16 protein-coding genes are annotated in these 16,637 nt (G+C 69.7%); 10 read left to right on the forward strand and 6 right to left on the reverse strand.

Going from position 1 to position 16,637, the window contains the following annotated elements; all coding sequences use genetic code 11:
- Window positions 1-83 precede the first annotated feature (83 nt).
- Entirely contained in the window at window positions 84-1,994 is a 1,911-nt protein-coding gene (locus tag QRX50_RS06845) for a glycosyltransferase (protein ID WP_285971114.1), read from the reverse strand.
- 5 nt (window positions 1,995-1,999) lie between these two features.
- A complete protein-coding gene (locus QRX50_RS06850; RefSeq protein ID WP_285971115.1) occupies window positions 2,000-2,467 on the reverse strand; it encodes a GtrA family protein in 468 nt (155 codons plus the stop codon).
- 155 nt (window positions 2,468-2,622) lie between these two features.
- Between QRX50_RS06850 and dprE1 the strand changes: the two genes are divergently transcribed.
- The 10 genes from dprE1 to QRX50_RS06900 all read left to right on the forward strand — a co-directional run bounded on the left by dprE1 (window position 2,623) and on the right by QRX50_RS06900 (window position 11,632).
- Window positions 2,623-3,996, forward strand: a complete 1,374-nt coding sequence (gene dprE1 / locus QRX50_RS06855; protein ID WP_285971116.1) for a decaprenylphosphoryl-beta-D-ribose oxidase — start codon at window positions 2,623-2,625, stop codon at window positions 3,994-3,996.
- Window positions 3,993-4,748 carry a decaprenylphospho-beta-D-erythro-pentofuranosid-2-ulose 2-reductase gene (gene dprE2 / locus QRX50_RS06860; protein ID WP_285971117.1) on the forward strand — a complete coding sequence of 252 codons (756 nt, stop codon included), beginning with the start codon at window positions 3,993-3,995 and terminating at the stop codon, window positions 4,746-4,748. Before dprE1 ends, dprE2 begins: the two co-directional genes overlap by 4 nt.
- A 73-nt stretch (window positions 4,749-4,821) precedes the next feature.
- Window positions 4,822-5,343 (forward strand): YbaB/EbfC family nucleoid-associated protein, encoded by a 522-nt coding sequence (locus tag QRX50_RS06865; protein WP_285971118.1) that lies wholly within the window; start codon window positions 4,822-4,824, stop codon window positions 5,341-5,343.
- 2 nt (window positions 5,344-5,345) lie between these two features.
- A complete protein-coding gene (locus QRX50_RS06870) occupies window positions 5,346-6,869 on the forward strand; it encodes a WXG100 family type VII secretion target (protein ID WP_285971119.1) in 1,524 nt (507 codons plus the stop codon).
- Window positions 6,866-7,570, forward strand: coding sequence for a hypothetical protein (locus QRX50_RS06875; protein ID WP_285971120.1), 705 nt, complete (start codon window positions 6,866-6,868; stop codon window positions 7,568-7,570). Before QRX50_RS06870 ends, QRX50_RS06875 begins: the two co-directional genes overlap by 4 nt.
- Window positions 7,570-8,166 carry a hypothetical protein gene (locus QRX50_RS06880; RefSeq protein WP_285971121.1) on the forward strand — a complete coding sequence of 199 codons (597 nt, stop codon included), beginning with the start codon at window positions 7,570-7,572 and terminating at the stop codon, window positions 8,164-8,166. The genes QRX50_RS06875 and QRX50_RS06880 overlap by 1 nt, the downstream gene beginning before the upstream one ends.
- A gap of 81 nt (window positions 8,167-8,247) precedes the next feature.
- Entirely contained in the window at window positions 8,248-8,883 is a 636-nt protein-coding gene (locus tag QRX50_RS06885) for a VC0807 family protein (RefSeq protein ID WP_285971122.1), read from the forward strand.
- A gap of 99 nt (window positions 8,884-8,982) precedes the next feature.
- Window positions 8,983-9,519, forward strand: a complete 537-nt coding sequence (locus QRX50_RS06890) for a sigma-70 family RNA polymerase sigma factor (RefSeq protein WP_285971123.1) — start codon at window positions 8,983-8,985, stop codon at window positions 9,517-9,519.
- Window positions 9,516-10,124 (forward strand): hypothetical protein, encoded by a 609-nt coding sequence (locus tag QRX50_RS06895; protein ID WP_285971124.1) that lies wholly within the window; start codon window positions 9,516-9,518, stop codon window positions 10,122-10,124. The genes QRX50_RS06890 and QRX50_RS06895 overlap by 4 nt, the downstream gene beginning before the upstream one ends.
- A 23-nt stretch (window positions 10,125-10,147) precedes the next feature.
- Window positions 10,148-11,632, forward strand: coding sequence for a YncE family protein (locus tag QRX50_RS06900; protein WP_285971125.1), 1,485 nt, complete (start codon window positions 10,148-10,150; stop codon window positions 11,630-11,632).
- On the opposite strand, the gene QRX50_RS06905 is transcribed toward QRX50_RS06900, so the two are convergent.
- The 4 genes from QRX50_RS06905 to glf form a co-directional block, all read right to left on the reverse strand.
- Window positions 11,629-13,014 carry a hypothetical protein gene (locus tag QRX50_RS06905; protein ID WP_285971126.1) on the reverse strand — a complete coding sequence of 462 codons (1,386 nt, stop codon included), beginning with the start codon at window positions 13,012-13,014 and terminating at the stop codon, window positions 11,629-11,631. The two genes, QRX50_RS06900 and QRX50_RS06905, sit on opposite strands and share 4 nt — an antisense overlap.
- An 800-nt stretch (window positions 13,015-13,814) precedes the next feature.
- A complete protein-coding gene (locus tag QRX50_RS06910; protein WP_434533324.1) occupies window positions 13,815-14,792 on the reverse strand; it encodes a decaprenyl-phosphate phosphoribosyltransferase in 978 nt (325 codons plus the stop codon).
- A 68-nt stretch (window positions 14,793-14,860) separates the two neighbouring features.
- A complete protein-coding gene (locus tag QRX50_RS06915) occupies window positions 14,861-15,421 on the reverse strand; it encodes a phosphatase PAP2 family protein (protein WP_285971128.1) in 561 nt (186 codons plus the stop codon).
- Entirely contained in the window at window positions 15,414-16,637 is a 1,224-nt protein-coding gene (glf, locus tag QRX50_RS06920) for a UDP-galactopyranose mutase (protein WP_285971129.1), read from the reverse strand. The genes QRX50_RS06915 and glf overlap by 8 nt, the downstream gene beginning before the upstream one ends.

A 16,637-nucleotide genomic window follows, 5' to 3' on the forward strand; every position in this document is an offset into this window, starting at 1 on the left:
TAGGGTAACCTAACTTCGACAAAACACCAGAGACGCCGAGGGCCGCCACGAGGATTCGTGGCGGCCCTCAACACAGGAAAGCATCAGAGCTCGTACAGCCGCTTCCAGTTCTCCCGCGAGGTGAGCTCCGGCATCGCGCGCTTGTACCGCTCCTGCACGCCCGCGCCTTCCTTGCGCAGCCGCTGGATCACCTTCGCGCCACGACGGGCGAGGTCGAACATCTTCACCTTGTCGTACGTGCGCACGCGCACGCCTTCCTGCGAAGCGTCCGTGACCACGGCCGTGTCGAACAGCGCGATGTGCCACCAGTGCGCCTCGTCGATCGGCACCGCGCCGAGGCCGAACCGGCTGCGGCCGAGCACGCGGTCGAGGATGCGCTTGATCAGCACCAAACGCTGCATGCTGGGCCGCGGCGCGCTGTTGATGATGCCGATGTCGTTGGACGCGATGCCCGGCACGTCGGTGGCCTTGTGCCGCTTGGTCTCCGGGTACTCCCCGCGGATCCGGCGGATCTCCTTCATCGCGGCGACACCGCCGTCACGCAGGACCTCCGGGCCCTCGAGGAAGTCCTCGACGGCCTTGATCAGCGTGGCCGACAGGCCGTACTGCATGCCCAGCAGGTAGCGCACGAGCTGCGCCATGAGCACGCGCGAGAGCAGGTTCAGGTTGAACGGCGAGTGCAGCGCGGCGGTGATGATCGAGTTGCGCAGGTTGAAGTACCGGTGCCACTCGTCCCAGTCCTTCCAGTGGAAGTCCGCGTGCCACACGCCGGCGCCCGGCAGCGTCACCGTCGGGAAGCCGTACTCGCGGGCGCGGTAGGAGTACTCCGCGTCGTCCCACTGGAAGAAGAACGGCATCGGGTAGCCGATGGCCTTCACGACCTCGTAGGGGATCAGGCACGACCACCAGCCGTTGTACCCGGCGTCGAGGCGGCGCTCCTGGCGGTTGGGCTTGAGGGTCTCCTCGTCGACGCCCAGCAGGTCGGCCGTGGACAGCGAGTGCGTGACCGGCTGGCCCGGCTCCAGCGTGTTCAGGCGCGCGTACTCGGCGCCGACGTGCAGCTGGTTCGGGTGCAGCAGGTTCAGCATCTGGCCGCCGACGATGATCGGGTTGGCCGCGCGGTTGGAGAACGCCGTCATGCGCACGACGAGGTCCGGCTCCAGGAGCACGTCGTCGTCCATGAACAGCACGTTGGCGTGCTCGGTGGCGGTGTGACCGGCCACCTCGTACAGGCCGCGGGTGAAGCCGCCGGCGCCGCCGAGGTTGGGCTGCTTGATGTAGTGCAGCTTGTCGCCGAGGTCTTTCGCGACCTGCTCGAAGCCGTCACGCGACTCGACGAGGTCGGTGCCCTGGTCGGCGACGTAGATGGCGTCGAGCGTGTGCAGCGACGACACGTCGGCGGCGAGCGCCTGCAGGTTTTTCAGGCAGTCGTCCGCGCGGTTCATCGTGCAGATGGTGACCGCGGTCGGGCGGATCTTCTCCGGCGCCTCCACGGTCCAGCGGACCTGCTCGACGCGCAGCGTCTGCCCGCCCTCGGTCTCGAGGTCGAGCCACAGCGCGCCGCCGTCGTAGAACTTGTCGAGGCTCGCGGTCATCGTGACCTTGCGGGCCTTGGCGCCGGAGACCTGCTCGGCGTTGACCACGCGCGCGTCACCCTGCAGGTCGGACGCACCGACCGAGAGCAGGCCGTCGCCGCTGACCAGGGCTTCCACAGTGACCGAGGTGACCGTGGTCCAGCGCTGCCAGTAGCTGGCCGGGAAGCGGCCGAAGTAGGTGTTGCCGGTGACCTTCGACGACGGTTCGACGGTGAGTGCGTCGCGGTCGCGCACCGCGGAGCCCCACTCGAGCTCGGCGTAGAGGTCCTTGCTGACGATCGGCGCCGGGCCGGCGTACAGCCCGCGCTGAGCCGTCAGCCTCCCCTCGGGCGCGTGCTCCGCGAACCGGGTCTCGCCTTCGGGGGCCGCCTCCGCGACCGGGGCTGCTTTACCGGGCATCGAACTCAGTTCTCCTTTACCGGCCGCTCACGAAACACGACCCACTTGAGCATGACGAAATTGATCACGGTCGCCGTCGCCTGCGACACGACCCAGCCGAGCGTGGCCTTCCACGTCGACTCCGGGAGCAGATGCAGCATCCACTGGTTCACACCGACCGCCACGAGGAACGTGACGGCGTAGAGCAAGATGAAGCTGCCGATCTGCGTGCCGCCATCGCGACGGCCGCCGGCGAAGGTGAACCGGCGATTCAGGAAGAACGCCGTGGTCGTGCCCACGACGAAGCTGATCGCGCGAGCGATGTCGACCCACGGCACCGCGTCCATGCCGATGGCCCTGAGCAGCGAGTACGTACCCAGGTCCAGCAGCGCGCAGAACCCGCCGATCAGCCCGAAGCGGATGAGCTGACCGAGCAGACCGGGGCCCGCCGGTGTTGTCACCGTCGTCTCACTCTGCGGTTCCGTAGCCACCACTGGAATACCTTCTCGGCTCGATGCGTCGTCGTCTCGGGAAGCCCTGTCCGTGTCGACTTTGACGCGCGGACGCTTGTGCCTTGATGCGCAAAGTGTAGAAGCGGTCACTTCAGGGCCACGTTCCGGGCGGTGTTCGGCGTGGCTACGCTGGTCGGGTGACCCAGACACCCGAGACACAGCGACGCACGCTCACCGGCTGGGGCCGCACCGCCGGGACAGTCGCAGACGTCCTGAGCACCCCTGATGTCGAGACCATCGCGGCCGCCGTCGCGTCGGCGGGCCCCCGCGGGGTCATCGCGCGCGGCCTCGGCCGCTCCTACGGCGACCCGGCGCAGAACGCCGGCGGGCTCGTGGTCGACATGACCGTGCTCGACCGCATCCACTCGATCGACCCCGACTCCGGGCTGGTCGACCTCGACGCCGGCGTGAGCCTCGACAAGCTGATGCGCGAGGCGCTCCCCCACGGCCTCTGGGTGCCGGTGCTCCCGGGCACGCGCCAGGTGACGATCGGCGGCGCGATCGCCAACGACATCCACGGCAAGAACCACCACTCGGCCGGCAGCTTCGGCAACCACGTGGTGTCGATGGACCTGCTCACGGCCGACGGCCGCGTCCGCACGCTCACTCCGGAGGGCGACGAGGCGGACCTGTTCTGGGCGACGGTGGCCGGCATCGGCCTCACCGGCATCATCACGCGCGCCACCGTGCGGATGAAGAAGACGGAGTCGGCGTACTTCTACGTGGACGCCGACCGCACGTCGAGCCTCGACGAGACACTCGCGCTGTTCACCGACGGTTCGGACCTGAACTACGACTACTCGATGTCGGTCCCGGACCTGATCTCGTCGGACTCGCGGCTTGGGCGGGCCACGTTCTCGCGCGGCTCGCTCGCCACCCTGGACCAGCTGCCCGCGAAGCTGCGCAGCGAACCGCTGAAATTCGATGCGCCGAAGCTCGCGACGCTGCCCGACGTGTTCCCCAACGGCCTGGGCAACAAGGTCACCTTCGGCCTGATCAACGAGCTGTGGCAGAAGACCGTGCCCAAGAAGGGCGTGCGCGGCAAGGTCCAGAACCTCACGCAGTTCTACCACCCGCTGGACATGATCTCGGAGTGGAACCGCGCGTATGGCTCCAAGGGCTTCCTGCAGTACCAGTTCTCGGTGCCGTTCGGCGCGGAAGACCAGCTCAAGGCCATCTGCCGCCGGATCGCGACGTCGGGGCACTACTCGTTCCTCAACGTCTTCAAGCGCATGGGTGACGCCAACCCGGCGCCGATGTCGTGGCCCTCGCCCGGCTGGATGCTGAGCGTGGACTTCCCGATCAAGACCGGCCTGAGCCGATTCTGCCTCGAGCTCGACGACGAGGTACTCGCCGCGGGCGGCCGCCTCTACACCGCGAAAGACTCGCGGACCACGGCCGAGACGTTCGCGAAGATGTACCCGCGGCTCGAGGAGTGGCGCAAGGTCCGCGCCGCCGTTGACCCCGAAGGCGTTTTCGCCTCTGACATGAGCCGGAGGCTCGCACTGTGATCGACGCCGTTGGCAACCCCCAGTCCCTGCTGCTGCTCGGCGGCACGTCCGACATCGCGCTGGCCATCGCGGAGAAGTACCTCGCGGAGAAGCCGCTGCGGGTCGTGCTGGCCGCGCGTCCGTCGCCCCGGCTCGACGCCGCGGCGCAGCGCCTGAAGGACCGCGGCGCCGAGGTGTCCACAGTGGACTTCGACGCGAAGGACACGGCCTCGCACCCCGCCGTGCTCGACCGCGCGTTCGCCGGCGGCGACATCGACGTGGCCGTGGTCGCGTTCGGCCTGCTCGGCGACCCCGAGGAGGTCTGGCAGGACCACGCCAAGGCCGTGGAGCTGGCGACGGTGAACTACGCGGCCGCCGTGTCGGTGGGGGTGGCGCTGTCGGAGAAGCTCAAGACGCAGGGCCACGGCTCGATCATCGCGTTGTCGTCGGTGGCCGGTGAGCGCGTGCGGCGCTCGAACTTCGTCTACGGCTCCACCAAGGCCGGCTTCGACGGCTTCTACCTGGGCCTCGGCGAGGCGCTCGCCGACCACGGCGTGCAGGTCACCGTCGTCCGCCCGGGTCACGTTAAGACGAAGATGACGGCCGGGCTGAAGGACGCCCCGCTGGCGCAGACGGCCGAGCAGGTGGCCGACATCGCCGTGACCGCGGCGCGCGCCGGCAAGGATCTGGTCTGGGCGCCGGCGCAGTTCCGGCTGGTCATGTCGGTGCTGCGGCACGTGCCGCGTCCGATTTTCCGGAAACTGCCGATCTGACCGGGAACTCCCGAGGCGGGACCTTCGTCGCATATGGCGGACGAAGGTCTTTCACCTTTCTGGGGGTTCCACCATGCCGGACCAGGCAGCGCGGCTCGACGCCGTGCTCAAGCGGTTCCAGGAGCAGGCCGCCCGCGCCGCCGAGCTCAAGGACCAGATCGCGAACCTGCGCGGGCACGCCCGCAACGCCGACGGCTCGGTGACGGTCACCGTCGCCCCGTCGGGTGCCGTGCTCGGGCTGCAGCTCAGCCCGCAGGCGATGCGGCGCTCGCACACCGCGCTGCAGCAGGAGATCCTGGGCGCCATCCGCTCGGCGACCCAGCAGGCCGCGGCCGCGCTGAACCAGACCGTGGAGCCGGTGCTGGGTGAGCGGGCGGAGCAGTTCCGGGAGGCGTTCAACGCGCACGTCGAGCCGCTCGGGCCGAGTGCGCCGCCGCCGGCGAGCTCGCTGGCCGCGCCAGGACAACCGGGGCATCCTGAACGACCTGGGCAGCCGCCTCAAATGCCACAAACGCTGCAGAACGCTCGGAACCGGACGAACCCGCGAGCCGTCGAAGACGACGACTTCGGGGGTCCCATTCTTCGGCGGGAGTGATCGTGACCAGTGGGTTCAAGATCGAGCCGGCGGCGCTGAACGCGCACGCGAGCGGTTCGAAGGAAGCGGCCGGGCACTTCGGCAGCCTCGCCCAGCTGCTGCAACAGGCACGCGTGAGCGACGACTGCTTCGGCCCGCTCGGCGAGCTGATGGCGTACAAGTACTTCGACTCGCTGCAGGAGTGCCAGGACCTCGCCGACCAGGCGAAAACGTTCCTGGACGCCATCGCCGACAAGACCACGCTGGCCGCGCAGGCGTACCAGGACCACGAGGACGCGACCACCGACGCCGTCACCGGGCTCGGCAAGGAGCTCGCCGACGGCGGCAGCGGCGCCGGCTCGCTGTCGGACGTGAACCACGCGGGCGACGCGGGCCGCAAGAGCTACCTGGAGCAGAACGGCGGCTACGGCAGCTCGTGGCTCTCCACGTCGACCGAGGTCTCGCAGGCGAGCAGCCCGCCCGACGTGGCGATCGCGGCCGTGCACACGCGCATGGAGCAGATCCAGCTGGTGACGAGCCCTGGGCAGTCGCTGCTGGACAACGGGCTCGGGTTCCTCATCGGCATCGTGATCAGCCCGCTCGTGGAGTTCGTGCTGGAGCCGGCGATCGGCGACCCCGAGCAGATGCGCAGCACCGCGCAGGGCTGGGCGCAGGTGGCGCAGTGGCTCGACGGCGTCGGTGCACACGAGCAGAAGCGCGCGGACCTCACGAAGGAGCCGTGGGAAGGCTCCGGCGGCGACGCGTTCCGCAAGCAGATGGGCGAGTTCTCCGAGGGCGCAGGAGCGTTCGCCGACGAGGTGCGCGGGCTGCAGCAGATCCTGGAGCTGGCCGCGGACCTGTTCGACGCGTTCGTGGAGATCGTGATCGACATCCTGCAAGAGCTGGTGATGGGCCTGATCATCGAGTGGCTCGCGGCGCTGGCGGCGTCGTGGATCACGGCGGGCGCCTCGGTGGGGGCCGCGGGGGCGGCGACCACGGGCGAGGTCGCAGTGACCGGTGGGCGGCTCGGGATGAAGGTCAAGCAGCTGCTGGGCAAGCTGCGGCCGTTGATCGAGGAGCTGGAGAAGATCCTGCAGAAGCTGCGCACGGGGCCGTTGAAGAAGGTCGTGGAGCGCATGGAAGGCCTGCGGGGCGGCAACTTCCTCGAAAAGCGCGTGGCGGACATGATCGACAAGAACCCGCTCGCGAAGATCCTCACCAAGGCCGACTCCGCAACCGGCATGTCGCGAACGACCAACCACTTCGCGAACGTCCGGCGGATGCTCGACGACGACGGCAACGTGATCGGCGATGCTCTCACCGAAGGCAGCGACGCGCTGACCCACAACCTGACCGAGACCGGCTTGCGACTGGCCGGCATGAGCGGCACATCAAGTGTCGGCAAGGCGGCGTGGCGCGGGGCCAAAGGCAACATCGTCGAGCAGGGCATCGAGCAGGGCGTGAAGTACGGTTACCACCAGTCGCAGACCGACAGTGAAGAAGACCGCCGCGAGGCGACCGACCGAGGGTTCTCACTCGAAGAATGAATCTCGCCGATCCCCTGGGTGCCGCCACACAGGCCCGGCCGCACCTGCGTGCTGACGAGCGGTTGTTGTGGGCTGCCTTCGGCGGTGTCACCGGGTACGACGTCCGTGGCCTCGACGAGTTCGGCAATCCCGCCAAGAGCCTCATGCGCAAAGTCGGCTCGGGGCTGGCGGATTTCGCGGGCGGGGTGGTAGACGCGGCGTTGTCCGGTGACGAGGACAGTGGCAGCGGCGGGACCGGCCCCAAGCCGAAACCCGCCGTGGTCGTTTTCGGTGACCGGTCCGGGCTGCTCGCCGAGCAGCTGGTGCGAGGCGCGCGGCCCGCGTTGTGGGTGCTGACCACCTCGCGACTGCTGCTGCTACGGGTCGTCGTACCGGAAGAGCCGGCCGCAGAACCGGAGAAGTCGTTGCTGGGCAAGGCGATCGGGTTCGGGCGCGGGATGGCGAAGTTCGGCAAGGACGTGGCGGAGATCGTCACGGACCGGCGCAAGACGTACGGCGAGAACCGCGAGGGCGAGCCGGTGGCGTTGCGGGAGTTCGAGGAAGCGGCGTCGTTGCCGCGTGAGCAGATTGCCGGGTTCGCCGTGGACCGCCGTGGGTTGCGGATGTCTCTTGTGGACGGTTCCGGCTTCGAGCTGCGGTTCGGCGCCGAGGAGCCGGAGGCGTTCGAGTGGCTGCTGGCCCGCACGAACGGAGCCGTGTGATGCGTGCTGCCGAGCTGAAGCAGGCGGGCGAGGTCGACGAGATCATCGAGCGCGACTACGCGAAGGTGTGGCTGCGGCGTAAGGAAAAGCTACTGCTGGGCTGCCCGCCCGCGCACGGCCACGTCGTCGCGTGGGTCGGCGGCACGCTGCACCTGCCGTACGCGCCGGCGCGCGAGCCGGTGAAGGTCACGACGGCGCCGGGCCGCTGGCCGACGCCCGCCGGGCTGCCCGACGAGGACTGGACCGACGACCCGTCGCTGGCCTACCGCGTGGAAGCTTCAACGACTGCGGACCTGGCCGCGCGGATCGCCGACCACCTGGCGTTCTCGGCCGGCGCCGCCCGCCTGACCTGGACCGATCGTCGGCTCGCGCTCGTGTACCCGACGAAGTTCGTGGCCGAACCGGACACGAAGGATTTCTTCGTGACGGCCGAGGAGCTCCCGGCCGACGTCGTGGCGCGGCTCGATGCCGTCACGCCCGGCCGCAGCTTCCCACCCGAGCCGGGGATCCGGTTCACCTTCGCCGACGGCTCCATGCTGACCCAGCGTGACCTGCTGGCACCGATGAAAGTGCGAAGGGCCCTCTCGCGACGCTGACCCGGCATCAACCGATCGGTGGATGCCGGGTGGCCGGACCGACGATGGTTCCGGCCCGCGTTCCGCCGAAGACTCGGACGTATGGGTAAAGACTTCCGTTCGTCCGCGTTCGCCCTGGTCATCGACGTCGGCGCACCCGTCGGGGGTTACTACCTGCTGCGCGCGTTCGGCGTGGTGCCCGTGTGGGCGCTGGTGCTGAGCGGCCTGCCACCGGCGCTGCGCGTGCTCTACACCGCCGTCACGCGGCGGCGCGTGGACGGGATGGGCTTGTTCGTGCTGGCGATCGTCGCCGTGAGCGTGGTGACGACGCTGCTCACCGGCGACGCGCGGCTGCTGCTGGTGCGCAACGCGTGGTTCAGCTCGCTCGCGGGCGTCTGGCTGCTGGCGAGCCTGGTCGTCGGCCGCCGGCCGGTCACCTACGAGGCCGCCCGCGCGCTCCTGCCGGGCAAGGGCGCGCAGCTCGACGACGCGTGGGAGCAGCGGTCGTCGTTCCGGCGCCTGTGGCGGGTGCTCGCCGTGGTCTGGGGCGTCGGCGGGCTGCTGCACAGCGGCGTGAGCATCGCCATGGCGTACACGCTGCCCATCGACGACGTACCCGCGCTGGACACGGTGGTGTCGATCGCGTTCTTCGTGCTCTTGCAGGTCGTGACGCAGGTGCTGCTCGTGCGCGAGGGCTCGATGCGCGCGGTGATCCGGCGCCCGGCTCCCGTGCGCTGAGGGGCCCCGCCGTGCTGCACTGAACAAGATCGCGTTCCGCTTCAACACTCCGGCTCCGGCGCGCGTATCCCCTCGCGGCACGACGGAACGGGGTGGGCGGTGCGGCTGAAACGGTCGGCGGACACCGAGGCGATGCGCAGCGAAGGCGACGTGCAGGCCGCGTACACGCGCTATGGCGGTGAGCTGTTCGGCTTCGCCCTCAACGCGCTCGCCGACCGGCACCTGGCCGAGGACGTGGTGCAGGAGACGTTCGTGCGGGCGTGGCGCGCCGGCCGCCGCTTCGACCCGGCGCGCGGCAGCTTGCGGACCTGGCTCTTCGGCATCCTGCGCAACCTCGTCGTCGACGCCACGCGCCGCCGTGCGACCCGGCCGGCGCCGGCACCCTCGCTCGGCGAACCGGACCGGGCCGACGACCCGTTCGACCGGCTGCTCGTGAGCATCCAGCTCGACGAGGCCATGCGCCGGCTCAGCGACGAGCACCGCGACGTGGTCCACGCCGTGCACGTGGAGGGCCGCACCTGCGCGGACTACGCGGCCGAGCTGGGGATCTCCGCGTCGACCGCGCGCAGCCGGCTCTACTACGGCATCCGCGCCCTGCGGCTGATCCTGGACGAGAACGGAGGGCTCGTGCGATGACCGACGAGTGCGTGCGGGTCCGCGGCGAGGTCGCCGAGGCCCTGATGCTGGGCCGGTCCCTGCCCGAGCCCCTCGCTCGCCACCTGGCGACGTGCGCCGGCTGCACCCGCGACACCGCCGAGATCCGCGAGGTCGCGGCCACGTTCGCCTACACCGAGGGCGGGCCGCGGCTGCCCGCGCCGCCGGAGCTGGGACCGCGCATCGGCGCCCGCGTGCGCGCGGCGGGCGGGGCGCGCCGCACGCGACGGCTCGTGCTGGCCGCCGCGGCGGCCGTGGTGGCTGCGGTCGTCACGGGAGCCGTGGTGCTGTCGTCCGGCGAGCCACCGCAGCCGGTCGCGCTGGCCCGCGACGGCCTGATGGTCCCGCACCCCTGGGGCACCGAGGTGCCGATCACGCTCAGCGGCCTGCGCGACGGCGAGACCTACCAGCTGGTCACGGTCGGGTCGGGTGGGCGGAGCCTGCCCGCGGGCAGCGTCCGGGCCGACGGGACCGGCGCCGTACGCACCCGCATGGTCACGGCGATGAGCCGCGACACCATCGTCGCGCTGCTGGTGCGCGACGACGCCGGCCACAGCGTCGCGCAGCTCGCGGTCGCTCCTCGGTAGAAGTCCCTACGGAAAGGCAAACCATGCCCTGGAAACGCCGGATCTCCTTCGCGCTCGCGATCGTCGCGGCGGCAGGTGGCGCGGTGGCGGTGGCGAGCAGTGCGGCGTCGGCGACCGACGAGGTCGCAGCATTTTCGAACATCGCTGCGCCGTCGGTCCCCGTCCCCGTCACGTCGCACGACCGCGTCTACACCGCCGACCAGACGTCGAACACGGTGACCGTGATCGATCCGTCGACGAACAAGGTGCTGGGGACGATCGCGCTCGGCGCGCCGCGGCTGTCGAACACGCTGAACCCGCAGTACCTCGACGACGAGAACGTGCACGGCCTCGCCTACTCCCCGAACCGGCAGCGCCTCGGTGTGGTGAGCATCGGCAGCAACACCGTGGACATCATCGACACCACCACGAACAAGGTGCTCAGCCGCACCGACGTCGGCCGCGCTTCGCACGAGGGCTCGTTCACGCACGACGGCCGCGAGTTCTGGGTCGCTGACCGCGGCCGGGACACGGTGACCATCGTCGACGCCTTGCACGGCGGGGTGATCGAGAACCTGCCGGTGGGGACCGGACCGTCCAAAGTGGTCATGAGCCCCGACGGGCGCACCGCGTACGTGAACCACATCGCGCTGCCGGAGATCACCGTGGTCGACGTGGCTTCGCGGCGCATCACCGGGCACATCACGGGCCTGGGCGACGTGTTCTCGTCCGACCTGGCGATCTCGCCGGACGGCCGCGAGCTGTGGGTGCCGCACAAGCGCGCCGGCAAGACGAGCGTGGTCGACCTGGTGCACCGCCGCGTGCAGGCCGTGCTGACCACCGGGCCGGACACCAACCACCCCAACTTCGCGGGCGACTTCGCGTACCTCACCGTGGGTGGCCTCGACGAGACGCTCGTGTACCGCCGCTCCCCCGGCACGCCCGAGCTGGTGGCGACCGTCCACGACACCGGTCACGCTCCGCACGGAATCTGGCCCAGCGGCGACGGTTCGCGCATGTACGTGGGCATGGAGAAGTCCGACCGCGTCGACGTGATCGACACGCGCACGCAACGGGTGGTCAGCTCGTTCGGTGTCGGGCAGGAGCCGCAGGCCCTGGTGTACGTCCCGAACGCGGCGCCGGGCGGCGGCGCGCCGAACCTCGGCACACAGGGCCTGAACCAGCAGGGCCACGACGTCGCCGCGACACTTCCGGACGGCTCGGACGGCACCACACTCGACCTGGTCACCGGGCGCCGGCTGGAGGTCACCGTGCGGCCGATCGCCGGTCTCGACAGCATCGGCCTGCAGGCCCGCGGCCTGGCACCGAACACGGCCTACACAGCGTCCAGTGTGGACACTCACGGCGCACGGACGACACTGGTCAGCTTCCGCACCGACGCGATGGGCAACGCGCCACAGGTGCTGGCCTTCGCCGTGTTCACCGGCCAGAGCGTGGCCCTGAGCACCGGCGCGACGGGCGCGGTGCAGCCGGCGATGGACGACGCCGGCGGCTGTTGCTGCTGCTAGCGCGCGGGCGCGAGGTAGAGGTGCTGGGTGCCGGCGCGCGGTGAGTCGATGGTCCAGGTCGCGAGTGCCGTCGGCGGCGGCGCGTGCGTCGTCGTTTCGAGCACCAGATCCGGCGTCGTGGGCGCGACGCCGTGGTCGAAGTGGTGGAAGTTGGCTTCGATCAGGGCGCGGCCGAGTTCGTTGCTGCGCAGCTTCGTCTCGGTGATGGCCGGATCGACGGCGCCGCGGTCGGAGAACTCGTCGACGAGGTGACAATCGCACGCGTACGCCAGCGCGCCCGCTTCGCCAGGGCTCTCCACTGCGCGCCCCTTCGCCAGCGTGGCGAGCTGCGGGCCGATCTCACGGTATTCGTCCGTCGCGGCGAGGTTGCCGGTGATGGGCGCGAAGCGCCGGGGCAACCCGGGAGCCGCGTAGACGGCGACGGCGGCGGCGAGCACCAACCCGGCCGCCGCCGTCGCCGGGATACGGTGCAGCGTCACGCAAACCCACGCCGCGAGAAACACCGTCGCCCCGACAATCGCAGGCGCATACGACCACGGATTCGGCGACGCCACGACCACCGCGTGCACGACGCCGGCGCCTGTGAGTACGGCGAACGGCCGAGTATCTTCGTCGCGGCGAACCAGCGCCGCGATCACCGCGAGCGGCACCGGCAGGAACGCGATCAGCGCGGCGGCGGGAAAGTCGAGCCACGGCACCGTCGGCTGCTGAAACACCACGGTGTCCGGCACGGCCGACCCGAGCACGAACCAGCTGAACGCCAACCACGGCACCGCTACGACGAGGGCGGCGAACGTCGTCCGCCAGATCCCCTCCCAAAACCTCGGCCGCACCACGAACACCACGAGCGCAACCAGCACCAGGTCGACGCGCACGAGCACGAGCGCGCCGGCGGCGAAGCCGAGCGCCGCCGGCCGCCGTTCCACCGCGAACACCAACACCCACACCGCACCGGCCGCCGCCGGCAACACTTCGAGGCCCACCGCCGACACGAGCAGCGGGTTGAGCAGCAACCCCGCGAAGGCGAGGGGCACGAAGTGGCGGGGGATTTCCGTGCGTTCGGCCAGCCGCTTGAGCCCCATCGCCAGCACGACCTGGCACACCACGAACACCACACCGGCCCCCACCACGGCATCGCGCACGACAACCGTCACGGCGGCCACAGCTGCCACGTGCAGGGGTGAGGTGGCCGTGTTGGCCGTGCCCTGCTCGACGAGACCCCAGTGGCCGTGCAGGGCGAGGTTGCGGGCGTAGGACAGCGTGACGTAGGCGTCGTCCACCAAATGCCGGCTGGCCAGCAGGAACATCGCGGCAGACACGACCGCGACACCGAACGGCAGCCACCTGTCGATGGCCGGCCGGACAACGGTGTCGCTTCGCATCACGCGACACCGTACACAACGACCGTGATCTTCCTGTGACCTACTCCCCGGTCAACGGCCCCCTCAGCCGCGCACGAGCTCGCCCGGCACCGAGCGGTCAGATCCCGTAGCCAGTCCCGGTTCCGGTACCCGTTCCGTCGCCGGTACCCGTCCCACCGGGACCACCAGGCCCGCCCTGCCCGAACCCAGGCCCACCACGGAACTCGCGGTATCCGCCGCCACCGCCATCACGGAAGTGCGACATCCCCGGCCGCCCATCGTGCTGGGTCGCGGCCATGACACCGCCGACAATGCCGCCACCGATGAGCAGCCCGAGGACACCGACCCCGACCAGTTGGGTCACGCGGTTGCCGACGAACCGGCGGAATCCGCCCGGCTGCCGAACCGGCTGCGGCCCACCCCACGCACCAGGCGGAGGCTGCTGACCGTACGGCTGCTGCGGCATTCCAGACTGTGGCATTCCTGGCTGCTGCGCGCCGGGCTGCGGCGCCCCGGCCTGCGGCTGCCCCGGCGGCACTTGCTGCTGTCCCGGCGGGACCTGCTGGTTCTCTGCAGCGACCCGCGCCTCTTCCCCAGAACCACCGACGCCAGGCTGCGAACTCTCCACCGTCGCATCCTGCGGCGAACCACCATCACCGGACTGCTCCGGCGGGACCTGGTCACTCATCTTCGGCTCCTCCGGCTGAAGTGGGAACGGGCGTCCTGCCCGCCCCCACGTCCGAGGATGACCGGTATTTCTGTGCGCAGCCTGATACTCAGCTGTCTAAATTCCAGCGCGATTCACAGGTAAAAAAGACGGCTCACAGGTAGAACGACAAGAACAACGTCACGACCCAGGTCAACCCGAGCACCTGCAGCACCCGGTCCCGCAACGCGATCTCGTCCGGCGCCCCGGCGTTGCCGCCGTCGACGTCCACCGCGTACCGCAGCACGGCGATCACGAACGGCACCATCGACACGACCGCCCAGAGCGAATCGTGCTCCGCCTGCCGGATCTCGAAGGCCCACAGGCAGTACGACATGATCAGGATGGCCGCGGACGTCGCCCACACGAACCGCAGGTAACTCGCCGAGTACTTCTTCAGCGACGACCGGATCTTCGCGCCCGTGCGTTCGAACAGCATGATCTCCGCGTAGCGCTTGCCCGCCACCATGAACAGCGAGCCGAACGCCGTGACCAGCAGGAACCACTGCGACATGGCGATCCCGCCGGCGACCCCACCGGCGATGGAGCGCATCAGGAAGCCCGAGCCGACGATCGCGAGGTCCACCACCGGCTGGTGCTTGAGCCCGAAGCAGTACCCGAGCTGCACGGCTTCATACACGCCGAGCACCACGGCCAGCTCCCAGCTCGCGGTGAACGACACCGCGATACCGGCCAGGAAGAACACCACCGCGGCGGCGTAGGCCACCGGCACCGGCACGATGCCGGCCGCGATGGGCCGGTTGCGCTTCGTCGGGTGGGCGCGGTCGGCTTCTACGTCGACGGCGTCGTTGATGAGGTAGACCGACGAGGCCGTCAGCGAGAAGGCGACGAACGCGATCAGCGCGTCGATGACCAGCTCGGTGCGGTTGGTCGCCTTCGAGAACGCGAAGAACGGCGCGGCGAACACCAGCACGTTCTTCACCCACTGCTTCGGGCGCGCAGTCTTGATCACGCCCAGCAGCAGCGCCACGGGGTTCGTACCGGCCGAAGCGGGAGCCGGGGTCGCCGGTTCCGGAACGGCAGCGGAGGACGCGGCCGCGTCGGCGGCAGCTTCCTCCGTCTCGACCTTCACGGCTTCCTCCGCCTTCGCGGATTCAGCCGGGTCGGTCGAGTTCTCGGCACGCTCGTCGGTCGTTTCGCTCATCGTCTCTTCAGCTTCCGTCGGATCAGACCACCGACGAGGCCTCCCAGGGCCGCACCGGCCAGTACGTCGGTCGGATAGTGGACGCCGAGCAACAGCCGCGAGGCCAGCATCGGCGGTACGAGGGCGGGGACCAGGTTACGCCCGGTGAGTCCCGAGTAGAGCACCGCCGCCGCCGTCGTGGACGTCGCGTGCGAAGACGGGAAGCTCAGTTTGCTCGGCGTGCCGACGAGGACCTCGACGCTCGGGTGGTCCGGACGACGCCGCCTGACCACACGTTTCACCGCGATCGAGGCGGCGTGCGCGCCGACGACGCCGGCGGACGCGACGAGCCAGTCCTTGCGCCGCGGCTTGTCCACCGCGGCGCCGATCAGGCCGAGCGCGAACCAGCCCGCGCTGTGCTCGCCGAACAGCGACATCCCGCGCGCGACCTGCACCGTGCCCGGCCTCTTCAGGAAGCGCTGGGCCTGGGACAACACGGCGACTTCACCGGTCGCCGGGCCTGCGGGCGGAGCGACGGGAGCGCCGGCGTCAACCGGCGCCGCGGTCTGCTCAAGCATCGATCGACCCGTCGAGCGGCGCACCGTCGGTGAGGTGCGGCGCGATCTTGTTGTCGAACATCGACAGTGCCGAGCCGATCGCCATGTGCATGTCGAGGTACTTGTACGTGCCCAGCCGGCCGCCGAACAGCACGTTCTTCTCGCGCGCCTCGGCCTTGGCCAGCTCGCGGTAGCTCTCGAGCTTCTCGCGGTTCTCCGGCGTGTTGATCGGGTAGTACGGCTCATCGTCGTCCGTCGCGAAGCGCGAGAACTCCCGGAAGATGACCGTCTTGTTCTTCGGGTAGTCCCGCTCCGGGTGGAAGTGGCGGAACTCGATGATGCGGGTGTAGGGCACTTCCTGGTCGTTGTAGTTCACGACCGGGGCGCCCTGAAAGTCGCCGGTCTCCGCGACCTCGGACTCGAAGTCGACGGTGCGCCAGGTGAACCGGCCCGCCGAGTAGTCGAAGTAGCGGTCCAGCGGACCGGTGTACACGGTCGGGGTGCCCGCGGGGATCTGGTCGCGCACGTCGAAGTAGTCGACGTTCAGGCGGATCTCGATGTTCTCGTGCTCGGCCATCTTCTCGAGCCACGCGGTGTACCCGTCGACGGGCAGGCCCTCGTAGGTGTCGTTGAAGTACCGGTTGTCGAACGTGTAGCGGACCGGCAGGCGCGTGATGATGTTCGCGCCCAGGTTCTTGGGGTCGTTCTCCCACTGCTTCGCGGTGTACCCGCGGATGAACGCCTCGTACAGCGGACGGCCGACCAGCGAGATGGCCTTTTCCTCGAGGTTCTCGGCGGCGTCGGTCTGGAACTCCGACGCCTGCTTGGCGATGAGCTCGCGGGCCTCGTCCGGGGTGTGGGACTTGCCGAAGAACTGGTTGATCAGGCCCAGGTTCATCGGGAACGAGTAGACCTGGTCCTTGACCTTGGCGAACACCCGGTGCTGGTAGCCGGTGAACTCGGTGAAGCGGTTGACGTACTCCCACACGCGCTTGTTCGAGGTGTGGAACAGGTGCGCGCCGTACTTGTGCACCTCGATGCCGGTCTCGGGCTCGGCCTCGGAGTAGGCGTTGCCGCCGAGGTGACTCCGGCGCTCGAGCACCAGAACCTTCTTGCCGAGCTCGGCCGCGGCCCGCTCGGCGACGGTCAGCCCGAAGAAACCGGACCCGACGACGACGAGGTCGTAGCCGGCGAACTCGTGTTCAGTAATCTTGGCGGGGTTCGTGTGCTCGCTCAC

The organism is Amycolatopsis sp. 2-15 (genome assembly GCF_030285625.1).
Classification (GTDB): domain Bacteria; phylum Actinomycetota; class Actinomycetes; order Mycobacteriales; family Pseudonocardiaceae; genus Amycolatopsis; species Amycolatopsis carbonis.